The sequence below is a fragment of the Pseudomonas soli genome, from assembly GCF_900110655.1.
Taxonomy (GTDB): domain Bacteria; phylum Pseudomonadota; class Gammaproteobacteria; order Pseudomonadales; family Pseudomonadaceae; genus Aquipseudomonas; species Aquipseudomonas soli.
Genome location: NZ_FOEQ01000002.1, coordinates 1 through 20,204 on the forward strand (window position 1 = coordinate 1; position 20,204 = coordinate 20,204).

13 protein-coding genes are annotated in these 20,204 nt (G+C 64.6%); 7 read left to right on the forward strand and 6 right to left on the reverse strand.

Going from position 1 to position 20,204, the window contains the following annotated elements:
* Positions 1–201 precede the first annotated feature (201 nt).
* Positions 202–576 carry a DUF2784 domain-containing protein gene (locus tag BMY03_RS04565; protein ID WP_094010371.1) on the forward strand — a complete coding sequence of 125 codons (375 nt, stop codon included), beginning with the start codon at positions 202–204 and terminating at the stop codon, positions 574–576.
* On the opposite strand, the gene tam is transcribed toward BMY03_RS04565, so the two are convergent.
* Complete coding sequence (tam, locus tag BMY03_RS04570; protein ID WP_023631698.1) at positions 553–1,329, reverse strand: trans-aconitate 2-methyltransferase; 777 nt, start codon at positions 1,327–1,329, stop codon at positions 553–555. The two genes, BMY03_RS04565 and tam, sit on opposite strands and share 24 nt — an antisense overlap.
* Positions 1,330–1,467: 138 nt before the next feature.
* Positions 1,468–2,877, reverse strand: coding sequence for an amino acid permease (locus BMY03_RS04575; RefSeq protein ID WP_094010372.1), 1,410 nt, complete (start codon positions 2,875–2,877; stop codon positions 1,468–1,470).
* 438 nt (positions 2,878–3,315) lie between these two features.
* On the opposite strand from BMY03_RS04575, the gene BMY03_RS04580 reads away from it, so the two are divergent.
* Complete coding sequence (locus BMY03_RS04580) at positions 3,316–4,740, forward strand: aminotransferase-like domain-containing protein (RefSeq protein WP_094010373.1); 1,425 nt, start codon at positions 3,316–3,318, stop codon at positions 4,738–4,740.
* Between the two features lie 84 nt (positions 4,741–4,824).
* Here the strand turns inward: BMY03_RS04580 and BMY03_RS04585 are convergent, their stop codons facing one another.
* Genes BMY03_RS04585 through BMY03_RS04595 form a run of 3 tightly spaced genes read right to left on the reverse strand, consistent with a single transcriptional unit; the run spans position 4,825 to position 8,409 of the window.
* Positions 4,825–5,847: a histone deacetylase family protein gene (locus BMY03_RS04585; protein WP_094010374.1), complete on the reverse strand. Its 1,023-nt coding sequence runs from the start codon at positions 5,845–5,847 to the stop codon at positions 4,825–4,827.
* Entirely contained in the window at positions 5,847–7,088 is a 1,242-nt protein-coding gene (locus BMY03_RS04590) for a Zn-dependent hydrolase (RefSeq protein WP_094010375.1), read from the reverse strand. The genes BMY03_RS04585 and BMY03_RS04590 overlap by 1 nt, the downstream gene beginning before the upstream one ends.
* Positions 7,089–7,104: 16 nt before the next feature.
* Positions 7,105–8,409, reverse strand: coding sequence for an MFS transporter (locus BMY03_RS04595; RefSeq protein WP_038705870.1), 1,305 nt, complete (start codon positions 8,407–8,409; stop codon positions 7,105–7,107).
* Positions 8,410–8,668: 259 nt separating this feature from the next.
* On the opposite strand from BMY03_RS04595, the gene BMY03_RS04600 reads away from it, so the two are divergent.
* Complete coding sequence (locus BMY03_RS04600) at positions 8,669–9,586, forward strand: LysR family transcriptional regulator (protein ID WP_094010376.1); 918 nt, start codon at positions 8,669–8,671, stop codon at positions 9,584–9,586.
* 62 nt (positions 9,587–9,648) lie between these two features.
* Here the strand turns inward: BMY03_RS04600 and BMY03_RS04605 are convergent, their stop codons facing one another.
* Positions 9,649–10,389 (reverse strand): hypothetical protein, encoded by a 741-nt coding sequence (locus BMY03_RS04605; protein WP_094010377.1) that lies wholly within the window; start codon positions 10,387–10,389, stop codon positions 9,649–9,651.
* A gap of 429 nt (positions 10,390–10,818) precedes the next feature.
* Here BMY03_RS04605 and BMY03_RS04610 point away from each other — a divergent pair, with 429 nt between their 5' ends.
* The 4 genes from BMY03_RS04610 to BMY03_RS04625 all read left to right on the forward strand — a co-directional run bounded on the left by BMY03_RS04610 (position 10,819) and on the right by BMY03_RS04625 (position 20,156).
* Positions 10,819–14,214 carry an Ig-like domain-containing protein gene (locus tag BMY03_RS04610; RefSeq protein WP_094010378.1) on the forward strand — a complete coding sequence of 1,132 codons (3,396 nt, stop codon included), beginning with the start codon at positions 10,819–10,821 and terminating at the stop codon, positions 14,212–14,214.
* Positions 14,215–14,383: 169 nt separating this feature from the next.
* Positions 14,384–15,346 (forward strand): SCO family protein, encoded by a 963-nt coding sequence (locus BMY03_RS04615; RefSeq protein WP_023629912.1) that lies wholly within the window; start codon positions 14,384–14,386, stop codon positions 15,344–15,346.
* Positions 15,347–15,548: 202 nt separating this feature from the next.
* The gene (locus tag BMY03_RS04620; RefSeq protein WP_094010379.1) at positions 15,549–18,779 is read left to right on the forward strand and encodes a DEAD/DEAH box helicase; all 3,231 of its coding nucleotides are present in this window, start codon (positions 15,549–15,551) and stop codon (positions 18,777–18,779) included.
* Between the two features lie 99 nt (positions 18,780–18,878).
* A complete protein-coding gene (locus BMY03_RS04625; protein WP_023629910.1) occupies positions 18,879–20,156 on the forward strand; it encodes a bifunctional O-acetylhomoserine aminocarboxypropyltransferase/cysteine synthase in 1,278 nt (425 codons plus the stop codon).
* The last annotated feature ends 48 nt before the right edge of the window (positions 20,157–20,204 follow it).

Genomic DNA, 20,204 nt, shown 5'->3' on the forward strand with positions numbered 1-20,204 from the left:
AGCGTAGGGGCCGTATGAATGGAGCGAGCGGCTTTGCCTACTTTGGCCAAGACCAAAGTAGGCCGCCGTAAGGGCGGAAAGGTGAATAAGCGTCGACATAGCAAATGAATGCGCATACAACTATCAAAACAATCACCCCAAACTCAAGAACGAAAAACCGTGACACACTAACCCATCTCCCCCAGCAAGGCCCCACCCACCATGCTCCACCGCCTGGCCGCCGACACCCTGGTCCTGTTCCACCTCTCGTTCATCCTGCTCGTCCTGTTCGGCGGCCTGCTGGTGCTCTGGCGCCGCCGCGCCCTGCTGATCCACCTCCCCGCCCTAGCCTGGGGCCTGGCCGTGGAAGGCCTGCACCTGGAATGCCCCCTGACCGACTGGGAAAACCACCTGCGTAAAGCCGCCGGCGACGCCGGCTACCACGGTGGTTTCGTCGAACACTACATCTGGCCCGTGATCTACCCCGCCGGCCTGACCCCACAGATCCAGCTGTGGCTGGGCACCATCGTGCTGGCGCTCAACCTCGGCATCTACACCTATGTGCTCTGGCGCCTAACGCGTGGCCACCACAAATAGCCGCGGGAACGGCAACAACACTCGACCGTCGCTGGCCGCCGGGTAGTCATGCTGCATGGCCTGCAGATACAACTGCAGAAAATCCGCCTGCTCCTGCTCATCCAGCCGCGCCAGGTAAGGCCGCAACGCAGAGCCCTTGAACCACTCCACCACCGCCTCGGCGCCACCGATCAAGGGGTGGTGATAGGTGGTGCGCCACACATCCACCCGCGCGCACAAAGGGCTGAGCAAATCGTAGTAGAAACCCGCGTTGTGCCGCGGCGGCAGGCTGAAGTCAGCGAACCTGTCGGCCCAAGGCCCCTGGCTGGCAATCTCGCGCAAGCGGCGATGGGCCGGCTCGTCGAGGTTGTCCGGCGTCTGCACCGCCAGGCTCGCACCCTCGTTCAACTGCCGCACCAGATGCGGATAGAGGCTGGCATGGTCCGGCACCCACTGCAGCGAAGCGTTGGCGAGAATCAGGTCCTGGGGCACCTGGGCCGCCCAGCCGGCGATCTCGCCAATCTCGCAACGCACCCGTGGAATGCTCAAGCGTGGCCGCTGCCGGGCCTTGTCGACCATGTCCGGATCGCTGTCCAGGGCGACGACCTGCGCATCGGGGCAACGTTGCAGCAACACTTCGGTGGAGTTGCCCGGACCGCAGCCAAGGTCGGTGGCGTGGCGCACCGGGCGCGTCGGCACGGCGGCAAGCAGGTCACGTACGGCGCGGGTGCGTTCGTCTTCGAACAGCGAATACTGGGTGGCGGACCAGGACATGGGACGACTCCTTGTAGGGCAATTGCGTGCAGCATAAGCCATGTCGGCACCGCACAACGTAGGGATGATCCGATTGGCGAAAACGAAAACGGCCGGCCCCTTGACGGAGACCGGCCGTTGCGCGAGGCGCTACCGTATTCAGTGACGCTTGGCGGTACGCATCTGGTGCACCACGCCCATGGCCACCACGATGGCTGCGGCGATGCCGGTGGAGATCACCAGGATCTGGTAGTCAGGCATGAAAGCCATGGTCACCAGCGCCGCCACGATGAACACGATCACCAGGTAGGTCAGCCACGGGAACAGCCACATCTTCAAGCGCACTTCCTTGCCCTCGGCCACCAGCTTGCGACGCATGCGCAGCTGCGAGAAGGCGATCACCAGGTACACCAGCAAGGCGATCATGCCGGTGGTGTTCATCAGGGTTTCCAGTACGTCCTTCGGGCGCAGGGTATCGCTGAAGTTGATCAGCGCGCAGAACACCGCCACCAGGCACGAGCCGATGATCGCGTTCACCGGTACGCCAGTGCCGGTACGGGTGAACTTGAACAGGCGCGGCGCATCGCCACGCTGGGCCAGGGAGAACAGCATGCGCGAGGCGGTGTAGTGGCCGGAGATCAGGCAGCTGCTCACCGAGGTCAGCACCACGAAGTTCATCAGCACTTCGGCATAGGGCACACCCAGCAGTTCCAGGGTGCGGCGGTAGGCGCCATAACCGGAGACGCCCAGGTGCGGGTCGTTCCACGGCACCAGGCAGACGATCAGGAAGATCGAGCCGACATAGAACAGGCACACCCGCCAGACCACCGAGTTGGTCGCCTTGACGATCTGGGTGGCCGGGTCCTTCGCTTCAGAGGCGGCGATGGTGACGATCTCGGCGCCGAGGAAGGCGAACATCACCCCCAGCAAGGCGCCGATTACCGTGGTGATGCCGTTGGGCATGAAGCCTTCGGCGGTCAGGTGGCTGATGCCGCGTACCTCGCCGAACTGCCAGACGTTCATCACCGCGGCGGTGCACACCACCAGGAAGCAGACGATCGCCACCACCTTGATCAGCGCGAACCAGAACTCGAACTCGCCGTAGTGCTTGACGTTGAAGAAGTTGACGGTGATCAGCAGCAGGGTCGTGGCCAGCACGAACACGTTGACGCTCACGTCGGGGAAGAAGCCGTGCAGGATCTTGCCTGCCACGTAGGCCTCCCAGGCCATGAGGATCACCCAGTACCACCAGTACAGCCAACCGATGGTGAAACCGGCCCAGCGGCCGATGGCGCGGTCGGCGTAGGTGGAGAACGAGCCGGTGTCCGGCGAGGAAGTCGCCATTTCACCCAGCATGCGCATGATCAGCACCACCAGGATGCCGCCGGCCAGGTAAGCCAGGACAGCGGCCGGGCCGGCGCTGTGGATCACGCTGCCGGAACCGACGAACAAGGCGCCGCCGATCACCCCGGCGATGGACATCATCGTCAGGTGGCGCGACTTGAGCGAGGCACTGAGCTTGCTCTCGTGCCCATCCTTCGCGGTGGTGGATGTGGATGTAGCGTCCATCAGTTATTTACCCCGTGCTTCTTTTTATCCAAGGAAAAACTGTGAAACCCCGATGGTTATCGGTCTCACCTGTACATCAGTGCTACTGCGGGCAGGGAGGTGTGCGCGAGCACACGCAGGCCATCCGTGGCGGCCTGCTTACGCGGCCAGAGGCGACCCTCTGGACGAACTGAACCATGCTGGGGACGGACGAGCAGCGTCCGGCCACGCGGGAAGAAGGTGCGAGGCGGACCTCGACGGTAAAGCAGCGATGTTGTGATTATTCATGGCGCTGTCATGTGCTGTGTTGGCTATATCTGACACGTAATGTAAAAATGTCGAACACATTGAGCCATGCACAGCGGCATGAAAAACGCACTGCACTGTACAGGCCGCCGATGCAATACACCCGCTGTGCCCCGCAGGCGCCTGGCGTCGCGCACACCTGAAGGCCCCCGAATGCTCCAGCTACACCCGGACTCCTCCACCCCGCTGGTCAACCAGATCATCGACGGCTTGCGCGCGCTGATCGACGACCAGACCCTCAAGCCCGGGGCGAAGGTCCCGTCGATCCGGGCGTTCGCCTCGACCTACTCGGTGAGCACCTTCACCGTGGTCGAAGCCTACGATCGCCTGGTGGCCCAGGGGTTGCTGGTGAGCAAGGGCAATGCGGGCTTCTTCGTCAATCGTGCGGCGAACGAGCTGCTGGACAAGCACAGCGTCGAGGCCGATACCAGCCGCCCCACCTTCAACTCGGAGTGGTACCTGCAGCAGATCTTCGAGATCCGCCAGCTGCCGTTCAAACCGGGTTGTGGCTGGCTGCCCAACGATTGGATGTACGAGGAAGGCTTGCGCCGCGGCCTGCGCCAGGTCGCCGGTAGCCCGCTGGAGCTGTCCGGCTACGGCGACCCCATGGGCCTGCCGGAATTGCGCGCATTGACTGCGCAGAACCTGCAGCAGGAACTGTCGATCGTCGCCAACCCGGCGCAACTCATGCTCACCCACGGTGCCAGCCAGGCCCTGGACCTGGCCGTGCGCACCCTGGTGCGCCCCGGCGACGTGGTGCTGGTGGACGACCCCGGCTACCCCAACCTGATGAGCATCCTGCGCACCCAGGGCGCCACCCTGGTGGGCGTGCCGCGCACCCCGGCCGGCTATGACCTCGACCAGCTTGAGCGCCTGCTGGCCCACCACCGCCCCACGACCTTCTTCACCCAGCCACACCTGCACAGCCCGACCTGCTCGCGCACCCCGCTGGCGCAGCTGCACCGCCTACTGCAGTTGGCCAGCCAGCATGGCTTCCGCCTGGTGGAGAACAACCTCTACGCCGACATGATCGCCGACCCGCTGCCCTGCCTGGCGAGCCTCGACCACCTGCAGCAGGTGGTGTACGTGGGCAGCTATTCGAAAAGCATCTCGCCCAACGTGCGCGTCGGCTACCTGCTGGCCAACCCCGAGCTGACCCAGCAACTGCTGCACCTGAAGATGCGCTCGGGCCTGACCACCTCGCAGGTGATGGAGCGCGTGGTGTACGCCGCGATCATCGACGGCCGCTGGCGCAAGCACCTCAAGCGCCTGCGCCAGCGCCTGGCCGAGGCGCACCAGGAAGTGGGCCGGCACCTGCATCGGCTGGGTTTCGAGCTGTTCATCGAGTCGGACGAAGGGATGTACATCTGGACCCGGCATCCGGCCATCCCCGACAGCGCCGCCCTGCTCGACGATGCGCTGGAGAAAGGCATCATGCTCGGGCCCGGGCAGTTGTTCATGGTCGATGCCAAGGCCACTGGGTGGATGCGCTTCAACGTGGCGTTCAGTACCGACCCGGCGATGTGGGAGTTGCTGGAGAAGGTGTTGGTGAAGCATGTGCGCCGGGGCGGGGTGTAATACCCATACCAACGCAATCGCGGGCCAAGCCCGCTTCCACCGTGGCGATTCAACCTGTGGAAGCGGGCTTGCCCCTCGACAGGCTTAACGCCAATCGCGCTCTTCGCCGAAGAATGCCCGAGCATTCGCCTCCAGGCTCTCCAGGTGGTACCCGCCCTCCTGCACGATCAGACACGGCAAACGCAACCCACGAATCTGTTCACCCAGCCGGGCGAACCCTTCGGTAGTCACCGCCACCTTGCTTTGCGGGTCCAGCTCGTAGATATCGAAGCCCAGCGAAAGCACCAGCACCTCGGCGCCGAAGTCCTTCACCGCTTGCAACGCAACCTCCAGCTGCGCCATGAAGTCCGCTTCACTCGCCCCGTGGGCCATCGGCAGGTTGAGATTGCAGCCCTCTCCTGCTCCGCTACCGCGCTCGTCGGCAAAGCCCGCTACTCCTGGATAGAAATTGGTCGGGTCACCATGCACCGAGACGTACAGCACGTCGTCCCGCTCGTAGAAAATCTCCTGGATGCCCTGCCCATGGTGCATGTCGGTATCCAGGATCGCCACGCGCTGGTAGCGGCCGCGCAACACCTGGGCCGCGACGGCGGCGTTGTTGAGGTAGCAGAAGCCACCAGCGGCGTCGTACCGGGCATGGTGCCCCGGCGGACGGCACAGGGCATAGGTGGCGGATTCTCCGTCAAGGATGGCCTGGGCCGCGGCGACGGCGCTCTGTGCCGACCAGTAGGCGGAGCGCCAGGTATGCTCCCCCACCGGGCAACTGCCATCGGCCAGGTAGCGCCCGGCCTGGGCAAGAATGCCGCGCAGGGCGTTGGGTTCGCGAACGAAGATGTTGGACATCACCTCGTCGCCCCAGTCCTCGGGCACCTCCTTCCAGCGCGCATGAGCTTCTTCGAGGAACGCCAGGTAGGCTTCGCCATGCACCGCCTTGAGCGGAGCAAGGCCGGCATCTTCGGGCTTGCGGATATCGAAGCCAAGGTCCTTGGCGGCCTGCAGCAGGCGCTGGGCGCGCTCGGGGACTTCCTGCGGGGTGCGCATGGCGCCGCGCGAATAGTAGCTGCGCGGGTGGTGGAGCAATTGTTCCGGGTGGAAATAGCAGCGCATCAGGCTTCTCCTTCGACAACCTGGCCGGCACGGGCCAGCACGGCGTTGAGCAATACATCGGCGCCCTGGCGGGCATCCTCGGGCAGCACATCCTCGGCCTCGTTGTGGCTCAGACCACCGACGCAGGGGATGAACACCATCGCCGTGGGGCAGTAGCGCGCCAGCAGGATCGCGTCATGGCCGGCGCCGCTGACGATGGACTGCTGGCTGTAGTCCAGGCCATCCACCGCCTGCTGCACGGCGGCCACGCAGTCGACGTCGAACGGGGTGGCCGGGCTGACCCAGTGGCGCTCGATGCGCACCGCCAGGCCACGCTGGCTGGCGATGGCCTGCAACTGCAGGCTGATATCGCGCTCCATGGCGTCGATGGCCTCGTCGCGGTGATGGCGCAGGTCGAGGGTGAAGCGCACCAGGCCGGGAATGGTGTTGCGCGACGACTTGGCGATGCTCAGCTCACCCACCGTGGTCAGGCCCTCGGGGGAGAAGTCGCTGGCCAGTTGTTCGATGGCCTGGATCATCCGTGCCACGCCGTACAAGGCGTCCTTGCGCAGCTTCATCGGCGTGGTGCCGGCATGCGCGGCCATGCCCTCGACGGTGACATCGAGCCAGCGGATCGCCTGGCCGCCGCTGACCACACCGATGCTCCTGACGTTGTCCTCGAGGATCGGGCCCTGCTCGATATGCGCCTCGAAATAGGCGTCCACCTTGCCGCCCAGCGGGCGTTGGCCGGCATAACCGGTGCGCGCCAGTTCATCGGCGACGCTGATGCCGTCGGCATCGCGGATCGCCAGGGCCTGGGCCAGCGGCAAAGTGCCGGTGAACACCGCCGAGCCGAACATGGCCGGGGTGAAGCGGGCGCCCTCCTCGTTGGTCCATACCGCGATCTCCAGCGGCTTGCGGGTACGGATACCCAGGTCGTTCAGGCGGCGCACCACTTCCAAACCGGCCAGCACGCCATAGACGCCATCGAAACGCCCGCCCTCGGGCTGGGTGTCCAGGTGGCTGCCCATCATCACCGGCGCGGCATGCGGGTCGCTGCCCTCACGGCGGGCGAACAGGTTGCCAATGGCATCCACGCTCAGGCTCATCCCGGCCTCGCGGCACCAGCGGCCGAACAGTTCACGCCCGGCCTTGTCCTCGTCGCTCAGGGCCAGGCGGCAGCTGCCGCCACGGGCGGTGGCGCCGATTTCGGCCATGGCCATCAGGCTCGCCCACAGGCGATCGCCATTGCTTTTCAACATTGCGGATACTCCAGATTCAGGCCAGCTCGAGCTGCCGGCCAAGGGCGTAGCGGCGCGCCAGCGCCAGCACGCAGACCAGGGAAGTGCAGGCGATCAGGCTGTAGAAGACCGCCATCGGCCACCATTGGCCGCTGAAACTGTGGGCCAGCCAGGTACCGATGAGCGGGGTCAGGCCACCGGCGATGGCGCCGCACACCTGATAGGCCAGGGAGATGGCGGTGTAGCGCACGCGGGTGGCGAACATGCCGCTGACGTAGCCTGCGATCACTGCATAGAACGACGCCATGCACGCCGCCGCCAGGGCGATGCCGAGCACGATCAGCGGGCCTTCGCCGCTGCTCACCAGCACGAACATCGGGTACGGCGAGGCCATCGCCAGCAGCGCCATCAGGGCCAGGAAGCGCGTGGCACCAAGCCGCTCCGACAGCCACGCCGCCAACGGCTGCACGCAGAACTGGATGATCGCCACGAAGAACAGGCATTCGAGGATCAGCGAACGCTCCAGGTGCAACTGTTGGGTGGTGTAGCTGATCATGAAGGTATTGGTGAAATAGACCCCGGCGATGCCCAGGGTGTTGGCGCCTATGCACAGCAGCAACGGCCGCCAGGCGCTGCGCAGCACTTCCAGCACCGGTGCCTGCTCCTTGCGCCGGGTCTGTTCGGCCTGCTCACGGCTGGCGAGGAACTCGGGCGACTCGTTGACCCCCAGGCGGATTGCCAGGCCCACCAGCAGCAACAGCGCGCTGGCCAGGAACGGCAGGCGCCAGCCCCAGCTCATCAGGTCGTCTTCCGGCAGGCGGGTGACCGCGCTGAAAGCCAGTAGCGACAGGATCAGGCCTGCCGGGCTACCCAGCTGGGCGAACGAGGCGAAGAAGTTGCGCCGGCCCTTGGGCGCATGCTCCCCGGCCATCAGCACCGCCCCTCCCCACTCGCCACCGACGGCTATGCCCTGGACCACGCGCAACAGGACCAGCAGCACCGGCGCGCTGGCGCCGATCTGCGCGTAGGTCGGCAGCAGGCCGATGGCGACGGTGACCACGCCCATCATCAGCAAGGTGATGATCAGCGATTTCTTGCGCCCGATACGGTCGCCGATATGGCCGAAGATGATGCCGCCCAAGGGCCGGGCGAAGAAGCCCACGGCAAAGGTGCCGAAGGCAGCCATGGTGCTGAACAGGCTGTTGTCGGAGGGGAAGAACAAGGCACCGAACACCAGCGCGGCGGCGGTGGCGTAGATGTAGAAGTCGTACCACTCGATCATGGTGCCGATGAACGCGGCGGCGGCGGCACGGCGCGGTTGGGGCGAAGCGGCGGGCTTCATGGGGTGGCTCCTTTGGTTGTTTTTCTGGCAGGAGTTGTCGGGTCACGGTGGCGCTCTGACGGCGCCTGGGCGGACGCATCGCGGGGCAAGCCCGCTCCCACCAGGCCTGGGTCTCCGTCAAGATCTGGAGGCAGCTGTGGTAGCGGGCTTGCCCCGCAATGAGGCCTGCACTGCTGGAGATCATTCATCGCGGGCGCCTATAATTCAATTTTCTATTTATTATTCGAACTATTAACCACGCTTATCATCGAGCCCGACAATGCCCGACCGCCTGCTCAACGACCGCCTCGACTGGAACCTGCTGCGCACCTTCCGCGTCATCGGCCAGGAACTGTCGATCAGCCGCGCCGCCGCCCGCCTGCACCTCACCCAGCCCGCCGTGAGCCAGGCGCTCAAGCGCCTCGAGGAGCAACTCGGGCGCCAGCTCATCGCCCGCCGTGGGCCGCGCTTCGTGCTGACGGAGGTGGGCGAGCAGCTGTTCCAGCTGGCCGGCGAGGTGTACGGGCAGATGTCACAGATCGGCGGCCTGCTGGAGCAGCCGGCGGACGAACTGGTGGGCAAGGTGCGCCTGTTGATGATCAGCCGTATCGTCAACGAACGCTTCGACGACTTCCTCGCCGACTTCCACCGCCAGCACCCCCGGGTTGAGCTGGAGATCGACGTGATGCGCAGTTCCGACATCGTCGCAGCCCTGCAGGAAAAAACCGCCACCGCCGGCCTCAGCCTCAACCGCCGACCCCAGCCACGGCTGGAGCAGCGGTTGTTCCTGCGCCAGCGCTACGCGTTCTTCTGCGGCAAGCACCACGCGCTGTTCGGCCAGATGGAAGGCGACCTGCAGCGGGAGAATTTTGTCAGTTTCACCAGCGACCAGATCGGCGGCATGCTCTCGCCGCTGACCATCTTCCGCGACCAGCAGGGCTTCGCCGGGCGTATCGTCGCCTCGTCGCCGAGCCTGGAAGAAGTGCGCCGCCTGGTGATCGCCGGCTTCGGCATCGGCTGCCTGCCCGAGCATGTGGTGGCGCCGGATGTGGACGCAGGGTTGTTGTGGAAACTGCCGCCGCAGGAGGGCATTGCCGACGTCGACATCCACCTGTTGTGGAAAAGGGACCAACGCATGAGCCGAGCGGAAAGCCTGTTCATAGAGGCCTTGCTGTCGGCCGCAACGGCGGTGATCTAGCGGGCAACCCTGTAGGCGGACAGCGGTCGAGCGTCAGGCCTGCCCAAGTTCGCGGTGATCGCCTACAGGCTCTGCGGTACCCCGGCCACCCGTGCCCGCCCCCACCAGGCATACGCAAGCGCCAGCCACCCCAGCCCCAGCGCGGCGAGCATCGCCACCACCACCTGGCTGTAACGCGCCAGCAATGCCGGGAACCCCGTCACTTCGCGAACCACTTGGATATCGGCGCTGCCGTCGGCATCGCGAATACTGATTCCTGCCTGGCGAATCTGTGAATAATCGGCGTCGAAGTACACCCACACCTTGCTCTCGCTCACCCCGTCGATGGCCGGCAGGTCGATGCTGCTGGTCGGGGTCGGCACCAGCGTGTCGTTGCCGGCCGCATCGCGCACCTGCACCAGCCCCTTGGCCGGCAGACGTATGTGCACGGCCTTGAGCGGTACTCGGGCGGGGTTGGACAACTCGATCAGCAAGCCGGTGCGGTGGTCCACAAGACCTGCTTCGAAGGGCCTGGCGAACAGTTGCAGGTAGGGTGCCTGGGCCAGATCCACCAACTTGTCGATCTGCGGATGGCTGAGTGTGCCGGCGCTGATTGCGCTGATCTGCGTGTGTAGCCGCTCATACTTGAGCAGGTCGTTGGCCTCGCTGATGCGTTCGCTGAATTGGCCCGGGTAGGTGAGATGGGCGTATGTCAGGCGCGCCTGCAGCCGGTCGTCCTCACGCAACGTCACATAGAGCGTGGCGGCGACGGCGACCAGGACCAGCAGGCCCACCATGGATTTACCGACTTTTTCCCAACTCACCTTGAGGTTCCTTAGTTTGGCGGGTGACGAGAGGCAATGGCTGGCAAGGGTGCCAAGAACAGGGGATTCGGGCAAGGGGCACTGCTGACGGCCCGCCAGCCACCGCGCCGCCAGCCTCAGCCGGGCCGCCCACCACCAACCGCAGGCTTGGCGATGACAGCGCCCAGGCCCATGAGGTAAAGCAGACCCCTTGCCCGGCCGCTTGGGCGGGAAATGGGGCACATTCCCCACCCAGCCCTGGGTGTCTTCCCCCAGGTTTGCGGCAACTGCCTCAGCAGGCGTTTTTCGCGACTTTGCAACATCTTGAAACACGTGGCGTTTGGCCATTTTCCGCTTGGCACAGCCGTTGCTGGTCCCCTCTACAGGGCATATCGCCACTCACTGAAAGTGGCAATAGATGCCAGCCTGTACAACACGGGGCATACGGTAATGAAGAATTCAACTGCAACATCGACCCAGGTGTTCAGGTTGTCCGCCATCACGGCGCTGCTGCTCAGCCTGGGGCTGGCCAACGTGTTCGCCGGGTCGCTCGACGACGTGAGCCAACCGCCGCCCACCGATCCGTCCGCCTTCAGTGACCCAGCCGCCGATCCGCTGGCCCAGGCGGCGGCGCTGGAGACCTTGAAGAGCATGCCGGAAGCCAACGAGGGCTCGCTCGAATTGACCGACGGGGTCTACGGCACCCGCGCCACGGTGACCAGCAACAATGCCCTGCCCCCCGCGCAGCAGACTTCACGCAACTATCCCACGAACGGCAAACCCAGCCCCTTGTTCGGCGCCGAGCCCTTCACCCAGCAGTTGCTGCTGTTCGAAGAATTCGGCCCGGAGAAACTCGACCCGGCCACTGCGCCCTACACCCTCACCTTCCCGCCCCCCGTAATCGGTGCCGCGCCCGCGCAGGATCCGGATTATGTGGCGCGCAGCAGCCCCAACGGCAACGCCCTGGAGGCCTTCCTCACCCAGCCAGGGCTGACACCGTTCCCGTCACAGTACGCCAACGTGCTCGACCGCAACCCGTGGAAGGCGCAGATCGAGATGTTCCTCAACCGCACCGGGGTCGGCTCGCCCGCCGAAGGCCGACCGCCAGGAAAGGGCTGGTCGCACCAGCGCTGGAACGAGTTCTACCCCCAGGCCGCGTTCAAGACCGCCCAGGCCGGGGCGCGCATCAACCAGGGCCTGCGCGACCGCAAGCAGTTGCACAACTATGCCAAGGGCGAGTTCGCCCCGGGCGGGCTGTACTACCAGACCTCCGACATCCCCACCACCCTCGGCACCACCAAGGGCATCGATACCCGCTTCCACCCGAAGATGCCCCTGCAGGGCCACAAGACGCTGTGGACCTTCGACGGCACCTTTCCACCCAAGCTTCTGATGGTACGCTACGGCCAACCGGTGCTGATGCGCCATTACAACGCCCTGCCGATCGACCCTTCGGCCAACAACGGCTTTGGCCTGCATACCATCTCCACCCACGAGCACAATGGCCACTCGCCGGCCGAGAGCGACGGTTTCGCCAACGCCTACTTCTTCCCCGGCCAGTACTACGACTATCGCTGGCCGATCCAACTGGCCGGCTACGACACCATCAACACCCGCGCCCAGGACCCGCGCGCGGCCTTCCCCTGCGCGCCGGGCGAAACCCTGTTCGTCAACGACGCATCCCCGGGCCTCAAGACCTGCGAGAACGGCAGCATCAGGATCCGCGGCGACTGGCGCGAGACCATGAGCACCCACTGGTTCCACGACCACATGCTCGATTTCACCGCGCAGAACGTCTACAAGGGCAACGCGGTGATGATGAACTATTACTCGGCCATCGACCGTGGCAACGAGGCCCTGGAGGATGGCGTCAACCTGCGTTTCCCCAGCGGCGCGGCGATGCCGTGGGGCAACCGTGACTACGACGTCAACCTGGTGATCGCCGACAAGGCCTGGGACGCCAACGGCCAGTTGTGGTTCAACCCGTTCAACACCGACGGCTTCCTCGGCGACCAGATCCTGGTCAACTGGCAGTACCAGCCCAAGCTCAAGGTGCGCGCGCGCAGCTATCGCTTCCGCATTCTCAACGGCTCGGTGTCGCGCTACTTCAAGTTCGCCGTGGTCCGTGAAATCGCCGGCAACGCTGGCGAGTTCAAAGGCCCGAGCGGCTCCAACGTCTCCTATGCCCGCGTGCCGTTCCACATGATCGCCAACGACGGCAATATCATGGAACACGCGGTGCCGTTCGACGGCACCCTCGACCTCAACGGCGACGGCAACCTGCAGGACAACAACGCCATCCTGCCGCTGCAGGGCATCGCCGAGCGCTACGACATCATCATCAATTTCGCCAAGAACGGGATCAAGGTCGGCGACAAGCTGTACTTCGTCAACCTCATGGAACACGACACCGGCAAAGGTCCGAAACAGGCCATCGCCTTGGCCGACGTGCTGTCGCAAAAATACAAGGCCGTGATCAAGCAGACCAGCAAGGGCCCGGAATGGGATGGCGGCGACCCGGTGGTCGGCAAGTTCATGCAACTGATCGTGCAGCCCTACACCGGCCAGGACCTGAGCATGGACCCGAGCCTGTATGAACCGGCCAAGCCCGGCAAGGCTGCCGGCCTGGTGATGATTCCCCTGCCGATCGACCGCAATAGCGCCAGCGACCAGGTCAAGATCAAGGCCGCCCGCCACCGAGAGTTCATCTTCGGCCGCTCCGACGGCACCGACAGCGCGCCCTGGACCATCAAGACCGACGGTGGCTTCGGCTACAGCATGGACCCACGCCGCATCGGCGCCGCTCCGCAACTGGCCAACGAGGCCACCGACGGCGGTTTCAGCGGCGACGGCACCCTGGAAGTGTGGAAGATCAAGAACGGCGGCAATGGCTGGAGCCACCCGGTGCACGTGCATTTCGAGGAAGGAGTGGTCCTCAGCCGTGACGGCAAGGCCCCGCCGGAGTGGGAAAAATGGGCGCGCAAGGATGTTTATCGCATCGGCCCGGACACAGACTCCTCCGAGGAAGTCGAGATGGCCATCCGCTTCCGCGAGTTCGCCGGCACCTACATGGAACACTGCCACAACACCCAGCACGAAGACACCTCGATGCTGCTGCGCTGGGACCTGGAGCACCCCGGCCAGTTCCAGATGATGCCAACGCCGCTGCCTGGTTGGGATGGCGTGGAATACGTCAATTCCGCCGCCCTGCCGACCTTCCGCACCTCGAGCAGTGGCTCGGGCAACGACAGCAACAAGCCGCCGGTGGCGGTCAACGACAGCGCCGCGACCATGGCCGGCAAGCCGATCGTGCTCAACGTGCTGGCCAACGACACCGACCCCGACGGCAACGTGCCGCTGAGCGTCAGCAGCCTGGCCCAGCCCGACTCCGGCCAGGGCACGGTCGCCAGCAACGGCACACAGGTCACCTACACCCCACCGGCCACCGTGGGCACGGGATTCACCGCCAGCTTCACCTACGCCGCACGCGACGCCAAGGGCCTCGAGTCGCTGGCCCCGGCTACGGTAAACATCGCGGTTTCGCCCGCAGTGCCAATGGACGAGATCCAGGTCAGCAGCGCTTCGGTGCAGTTGCGCAGCAACAACCGCTGGACCTGGGAGGTTTCGGGCACCACCTCGGTGGCCGCCGGCAACAGCATCCGGGTGACCAGCAACACCACCAGCGGGCCGCTCGACCTGGGCCTGGCGACGTTGAGCGCCAGCGGTTCCGGGGCGCGCTGGAAATTGTCGGTGACCACCACCGGCAGCGGCCCGGTCTCGCCACCGGCGGTAACGGTCAAATCGGCGCTGGGGCAGAGTGCGACGGTACCTTTGAGCATCAAGTGAAAGAAGGGCGGGGGCGCGCTGCGCCCCTTTCGCCGCGGTTCGTCGCCACGACAAGCCGGCTCCCACAGGTATTGCGCATGCCTTGTGATCGGCGCTGTACATGTGGGAGCTGGCTTGCCAGCGATGGCCTGCATCGCAGGCCCCATCAGATATCCAAGAGGGTAAGACCATGCCCCACACCTGGCGTCTGCTGCTCCCCCTGCTGATCATCCTCAGCCTGCCTTGCGCCCTGCCCCCGACCAGCGCCAGCGCTGACCCCGACACCCCCTGGGGCGCCGATTACTTCCCCAACATCCCCCTGCTCACCCAGGACGGCCAACAGGTGCGCTTCTTCGACGACCTGATCAAGGACAAGGTGGTGGCCATCAACTTCATCTTCACCGGCTGCGGCGACTCCTGCCCGGTGGAAACCGCGCGCCTGCGCCAGGTACAGAAGCTGCTGGGCGAGCGTGTCGGCCAGGACATCTTCATCTACTCGATCAGCATCGACCCCTATAACGACACCCCTGCCACCCTCAAACGCTACGCCGAGAAATTCGCTATCGGCCCGGGCTGGACACTCCTCACCGGCGAGGCCGCCGACATCGAACAACTGCGACGCAGCCTGGGCCTGTACATCGAGGGCCTGGAGAATGGCCGCAGCAAGGACCACAACCTCAGCCTGATCATCGGCAACCAGGCCACCGGCCGCTGGATGAAGGCCTCGCCCTTCGAAAGCCCGTACATCCTCGCCGACCGCCTGGCCAACAGCCTGCACAACTGGAAAACCGCCAGCGCCCAACACCGCGACTACACCCAGGCCCCCGACATCCGCCCGCCCAGCACAGGCGAGCAACTGTTCAGGACCCGCTGCTCGTCGTGCCACACCCTGGGAGACGCCGAGCCTGGAGCCACCCATGGCATCGGCCCGGACCTGCTCGGGGTGACCCGGCAGCGTGAAGAGGCTTGGCTCAAGCGCTGGCTGATGGAGCCCGACCAGATGCTCGCGGAGAAAGACCCCTTGGCGATGCTGCTGTTCGCGCAGTACAACCAACTGGCGATGCCCAACATGCGATTGGGGGAAACAGAAGTGGCGGCGCTGATCGGCTACCTCGAAGAGGAAACGACACGCTTGCAGCGCCCCGCTCAGTGACCACCGACCTTAGCGTAAAGCCACTACCAATATCATATGGCTACCAATACACGCTAAGCTTGCGGCCAGCCTGAGCATCCGCGCAAGCAGGCGGGACGCCTGTTCATTGCTGCGGATGCCTTCAAGCGCTGAAACTACCGCCACTCACTTTGAACCACCATCGCTTGGCGCAAAGCCAAACAAATCGCTGACAAGGATGTTGATGAACTCTTCAAGCATCGTGCGTTATTGGCACGCCGTCGAGCTCCTGCAGCCGCAGGCCGCCCCGAAGAAAAAGAAGCGTAACAAGGATTACGAACCATTCTTCCAGGACCTGCCGATCACCGCCCGCTCGCTCCCCTGGTCAGCGACGAACGTGCTGGGTCGACAGCGGCTGCCAAACAAGCGGGTCTGGAGTCACACGCTTTACGCCCATCTCTACGACAGCCTGCACGTCGCTCGCCGACTCGAAGCGCTGTACGGTGCGGATCAAGGCTACAAAGAGCCGCAAACCAGAGAGTCGGCTCTGTTCTCGCTGAAATTCGACGAGTTGGGGCAGATGGTCGTCGACAGCTTCGTACTGTCCAGCGAAGCATGGTTCCTTGGCTGCGCTATCCACAAGCGAGACTGGACATCGGGCTTCGAAGACACGCAGAACGCTTTGCGCGAGGACAGCAAGCGCCTGCTCGGTGGCGTGGTGAGCGCTGACGCCCTGGAAGAAATGACCTGGCAGGTTCGACATCATCTCGGGCTGGACGAGTTCTTCGGTGCCCAGAACCGTCAGCATCGCTTCCGCTCCCAGCCGGTCGATCCGAAGCAACCCGAGCAGGAAGACGATCCCCTTAACAGTTTCCTGCTCGACGACCTGGTCAAGGTAGCTAGCGCACTTGATCAGGGCCACGTCAGCCCGCCACTGGCACGTTACCTGACAGAGCAACACAGCGAACCGCGCTTGCATCTGGATAGCCGCGATGCCGACCTGCCCTTGATTCGATGCCTGGCCCCCGCTCGCTATCCCAAGGGTTGCTGGCCGGCAGACCGCCATCTGGGCTTGGTTCACTCACAACAAGTGGCGATCAACAGCCTGCTCGAGACCCTGGGAGACAGTCATGGGCTGATGGGGATCAATGGCCCGCCTGGCACTGGCAAGACCACTCTGTTGCGAGACCTGATCGCAGCAGTCGTCACCGAACGAGCGGACGTACTGGCGTCATTCGAAAAAGCCTCCGACGCCTTCCTGCAGGATGGCCGAGAGGTAGCCAGCGACGGAGGCACCGGCCGAACGACCTACGCGCTGCATCCAGACCTGCTGGGGTTCGAAATCGTCGTCGCCTCCTCGAACAATGGCGCCGTCGAGAACATCACGCTCGAGCTGCCACAGCAGGACAAGATCGATGCCTCCTGGCTGCCGCAAGCCGCGTATTTCAGCGAACTGGGAGGGCTAGTCAGCGGCCAGCCAGCCTGGGGGCTGGTCTCCGCCGCGCTGGGCAGCAAGGCCAAGCGCAAGCAGTTCGTGGAACGTCTTCTTGATGGCAGGCGCCCTGCAAAAACGTCGAAGGCGGGGCTCCCCGTCGAAGCCGCAGAGCTTGAGGACGACAACGACGACATGGATGGCCTCGGCGCTTCGAGCGCACCTGCACCACAGCCCCCCTCTCCCGAGCTGCCTCCTGTGCAGGGCATGACAGCCTGGTTGAACGAGCGCATACCGCGCAGCAAGGCACTGACGACCACCGAAAAAGCCAGGGTCTGGCAGAGCGCTATTGCCCGCTATCGCCAGGCTACTCAGGCGGAGCAGGCTGCTCGCGCCCAGCTCGACAGGTTACTCACACAAATCGATGCCGTAGTCGCTGCCCGCCAGCAGGTCAAACAGGCTGAACAGGCTCGCCAGACTCACGTCGAAGCGCTTCGCTCGCTTTCCGATCGGCAACGCGAAGTCGAAAGCAGCACGCTACAACCGGCCCGTGAACAATTGCGCCAGGCGCTGCAGGCGATTACCGCACACAGTGCAGAAAAACCCGGCCTATTGGCCAGCCTGCTGAGCCTCTGGGGTGCCCGTCGAGCCTGGGCCGCACGACAGCGGCTACTGGACAGCGGCCACGCCCTGGCACGCGAAGCATTCGCCAGTGCCGAGCGCCAGGTCCAAGAGCTGTGCGCACGCCGAGACGCAGCGGCTCAACAACTGGCGCAGGACGAACAAGCCATCGCCCAAGCCATAGATCTGGCTACCACGCAGATCGAAACTACCCGCAGCCTTGCCCTTGCTGGCGAGGCCAGGCACTTGCTGACTTGGCTTGAGCGTGGCGAACTCGATCGCAGCGCCAGCACCGAACTGCGCGAACCCTGGATGCTTGACGGCTGGCGGCAGGCCAGGGCCAACGTGTTCATCGAAGCGCTGGCGCTGCACCGCACTTTCTACGAACTCGAGCCCACTCGCCTGAAGGCCAACCTCGATTTCATTACCAGCGTGATCTGCAACGGCCATTTCGCCGGGATGTCACCGAACGCCCTGCGCTGCGCTTGGGCATCGCTGTTCATGCTGGTACCGGTACTGAGCAGCACTTTTGCTTCCTTCGCGCGTTCGTTCGGCAGCTTCGGCTGCGGCGAGATCGGCTGGTTGCTGGTGGATGAAGCCGGGCAGGCCACGCCACAGGCAACGGTCGGCGCCTTGTGGCGCTCACGCAGGGCGGTACTGGTTGGCGACCCCTTGCAGCTCAAGCCTATCGTCACTGTTTCCGACGCGGTCCTTGAATACATGCGCAACAAGTATCAGGTGAACGCGCACTGGCTGCCCAATCGCTACAGCGCCCAAGGCCTGGCCGACCTCGGCACGTCTTGGGGACGCATGGCCGGCCCCAGGGCTGGAAAGCGCTGGATAGGCCTACCTCTGGTGGTGCACCGCCGCTGTGACAAACCTATGTTTGATCTGGCCAACCTCATCGCCTACGACAATGCCATGGTATACGGCACGCTTACCCCTAGCCCAGACAAGGAAACGCCCGCCAGCCTGCCCACGGGGTGGATTCATGTGGCCGGCCCTTCAAGTGGCAATTGGGTAGAGAATGAAGGCATTGCGCTCGAACGCCTGCTTGCCAAGCTCGATGTCGACGGTGTGAAGCGCTCTGATATCGCCGTGATCACGCCATTCCAGGACGTGCGCAACCAGCTCAAGGGCCGCCTTCCAGAGAAGATGGTGCACGGCACGATCCACACCATGCAAGGCAAGGAGGCCGCCGTCGTCATCCTCGTGCTTGGCGGCAACAGCGAGCAACGCGGTGCACGCGACTGGGCCGTTGAACAGCCAAACCTGCTCAACGTGGCGGCTACCCGCGCCAAACGCCGGCTTTATGTGATTGGCGACTACCACGATTGGTCTACACGCCTGCACTTGCGGGATGTCATGCATTGGCTGCCACTGCTCAACAGACAGCCGGTAACGATCAACGCGCCCGCCTGACAACCGCTGACAGCGGTCTCGGGAGGCTCGCCCCTTGACCGCCGTGTCGCCATGACTCCATGCTCGTCCGCTTCCACCCCACGCTCAAGGAATGACCGCATGAAGCTGGAAACACTCGCCATCCACGCGGGCTTCAGCCCCGACCCGACCACCAAGGCGGTGGCCGTGCCGATCTACCAGACCACCTCGTTCGCCTTCGACGACACCCAGCACGGGGCCGACCTGTTCGACCTCAAGGTGGCCGGGAACATCTACTCGCGCATCATGAACCCCACCAACGATGTGCTCGAACAGCGCATGGCCGCCCTTGAAGGCGGGGTGGGTGCGCTTGCGGTGGCCTCGGGCATGGCCGCCATCACCTACGCCATCCAGACCGTGGCAGAAGCCGGCGACAACATCGTCTCGGTGGCCAAGCTGTACGGCGGTACCTACAACCTGCTGGCGCACACCCTGCCGCGCCAGGGCATCACCACCCGCTTCGCCGCCCACGACGACATCGCCGCCCTCGAGGCACTGATTGATGATCGCACCAAGGCGGTGTTCTGCGAGTCCATCGGCAACCCTGCCGGCAACATCGTCGATATTGCCGCGCTGGCGGAGGCCGCCCACCGCCACGGCGTGCCGCTTATCGTCGACAACACCGTGGCCACGCCTATCCTCTGCCGCCCGTTCGAACACGGCGCCGATATCGTCGTGCACTCGCTGACCAAGTACATCGGCGGCCACGGCACCAGCATCGGCGGCATCGTCATCGACTCGGGCAAATTCCCCTGGGCCGATCACAAGCAACGTTTCGCCCTGCTCAATACCCCCGACCCGTCCTACCACGGCGTCACCTACACCGAAGCTTTCGGCCCTGCCGCCTTCATCGGCCGCTGCCGCGTGGTGCCGCTGCGCAACACCGGCGCCGCGCTGTCGCCGTTCAATGCCTTCCTGATCCTGCAAGGCCTGGAGACCCTGGCCCTGCGCATGGAGCGCCATACCGAGAATGCGTTCAAGGTTGCCCGCTTCCTGCAGGAACACGACCAGGTGGCCTGGGTGAAGTACGCAGGCCTGCCGGACCACCCCGAACATGCCCTGGCCCAGCGCTATACCAGTGGCAAACCGGCGTCGATCCTCTCGTTCGGCATCAAGGGTGGCCAAGCGGCCGGGGCCCGCTTCATCGATGCGCTGCAATTGGTGGTGCGCCTGGTGAATATCGGCGACGCCAAGTCGCTGGCCTGCCATCCTGCCTCCACCACCCACCGCCAGTTGAACGATGAAGAGCTGGAAAAAGCCGGCGTACCACGGGACATGGTGCGCCTGTCGATAGGTATCGAGCACAGCGACGACATCATCGCCGACCTTGCCCAGGCCCTGGAGGCCAGCCGCGGCTGATCCACCCGCGCCCCACCCAATGCCGACGGCGGGCGCCCCCTTGCAGAA

Bases quoted from the DNA above. Each gene is read 5' to 3' on its own strand.
- BMY03_RS04595 (WP_038705870.1), bottom strand. From the start codon at position 8,409: ATGAAGCCCGCCGCTTCGCCCCAACCGCGCCGTGCCGCCGCCGCCGCG.
- BMY03_RS04575 (WP_094010372.1), bottom strand. From the start codon at position 2,877: ATGGACGCTACATCCACATCCACCACCGCGAAGGATGGGCACGAGAGC.
- BMY03_RS04600 (WP_094010376.1), top strand. From the start codon at position 8,669: ATGCCCGACCGCCTGCTCAACGACCGCCTCGACTGGAACCTGCTGCGC.
- BMY03_RS04585 (WP_094010374.1), bottom strand. From the start codon at position 5,847: ATGCGCTGCTATTTCCACCCGGAACAATTGCTCCACCACCCGCGCAGC.
- tam (WP_023631698.1), bottom strand. From the start codon at position 1,329: ATGTCCTGGTCCGCCACCCAGTATTCGCTGTTCGAAGACGAACGCACC.
- BMY03_RS04625 (WP_023629910.1), top strand. From the start codon at position 18,879: ATGAAGCTGGAAACACTCGCCATCCACGCGGGCTTCAGCCCCGACCCG.
- BMY03_RS04590 (WP_094010375.1), bottom strand. From the start codon at position 7,088: ATGTTGAAAAGCAATGGCGATCGCCTGTGGGCGAGCCTGATGGCCATG.
- BMY03_RS04620 (WP_094010379.1), top strand. From the start codon at position 15,549: ATGAACTCTTCAAGCATCGTGCGTTATTGGCACGCCGTCGAGCTCCTG.
- BMY03_RS04610 (WP_094010378.1), top strand. From the start codon at position 10,819: ATGAAGAATTCAACTGCAACATCGACCCAGGTGTTCAGGTTGTCCGCC.
- BMY03_RS04580 (WP_094010373.1), top strand. From the start codon at position 3,316: ATGCTCCAGCTACACCCGGACTCCTCCACCCCGCTGGTCAACCAGATC.
- BMY03_RS04565 (WP_094010371.1), top strand. From the start codon at position 202: ATGCTCCACCGCCTGGCCGCCGACACCCTGGTCCTGTTCCACCTCTCG.
- BMY03_RS04615 (WP_023629912.1), top strand. From the start codon at position 14,384: ATGCCCCACACCTGGCGTCTGCTGCTCCCCCTGCTGATCATCCTCAGC.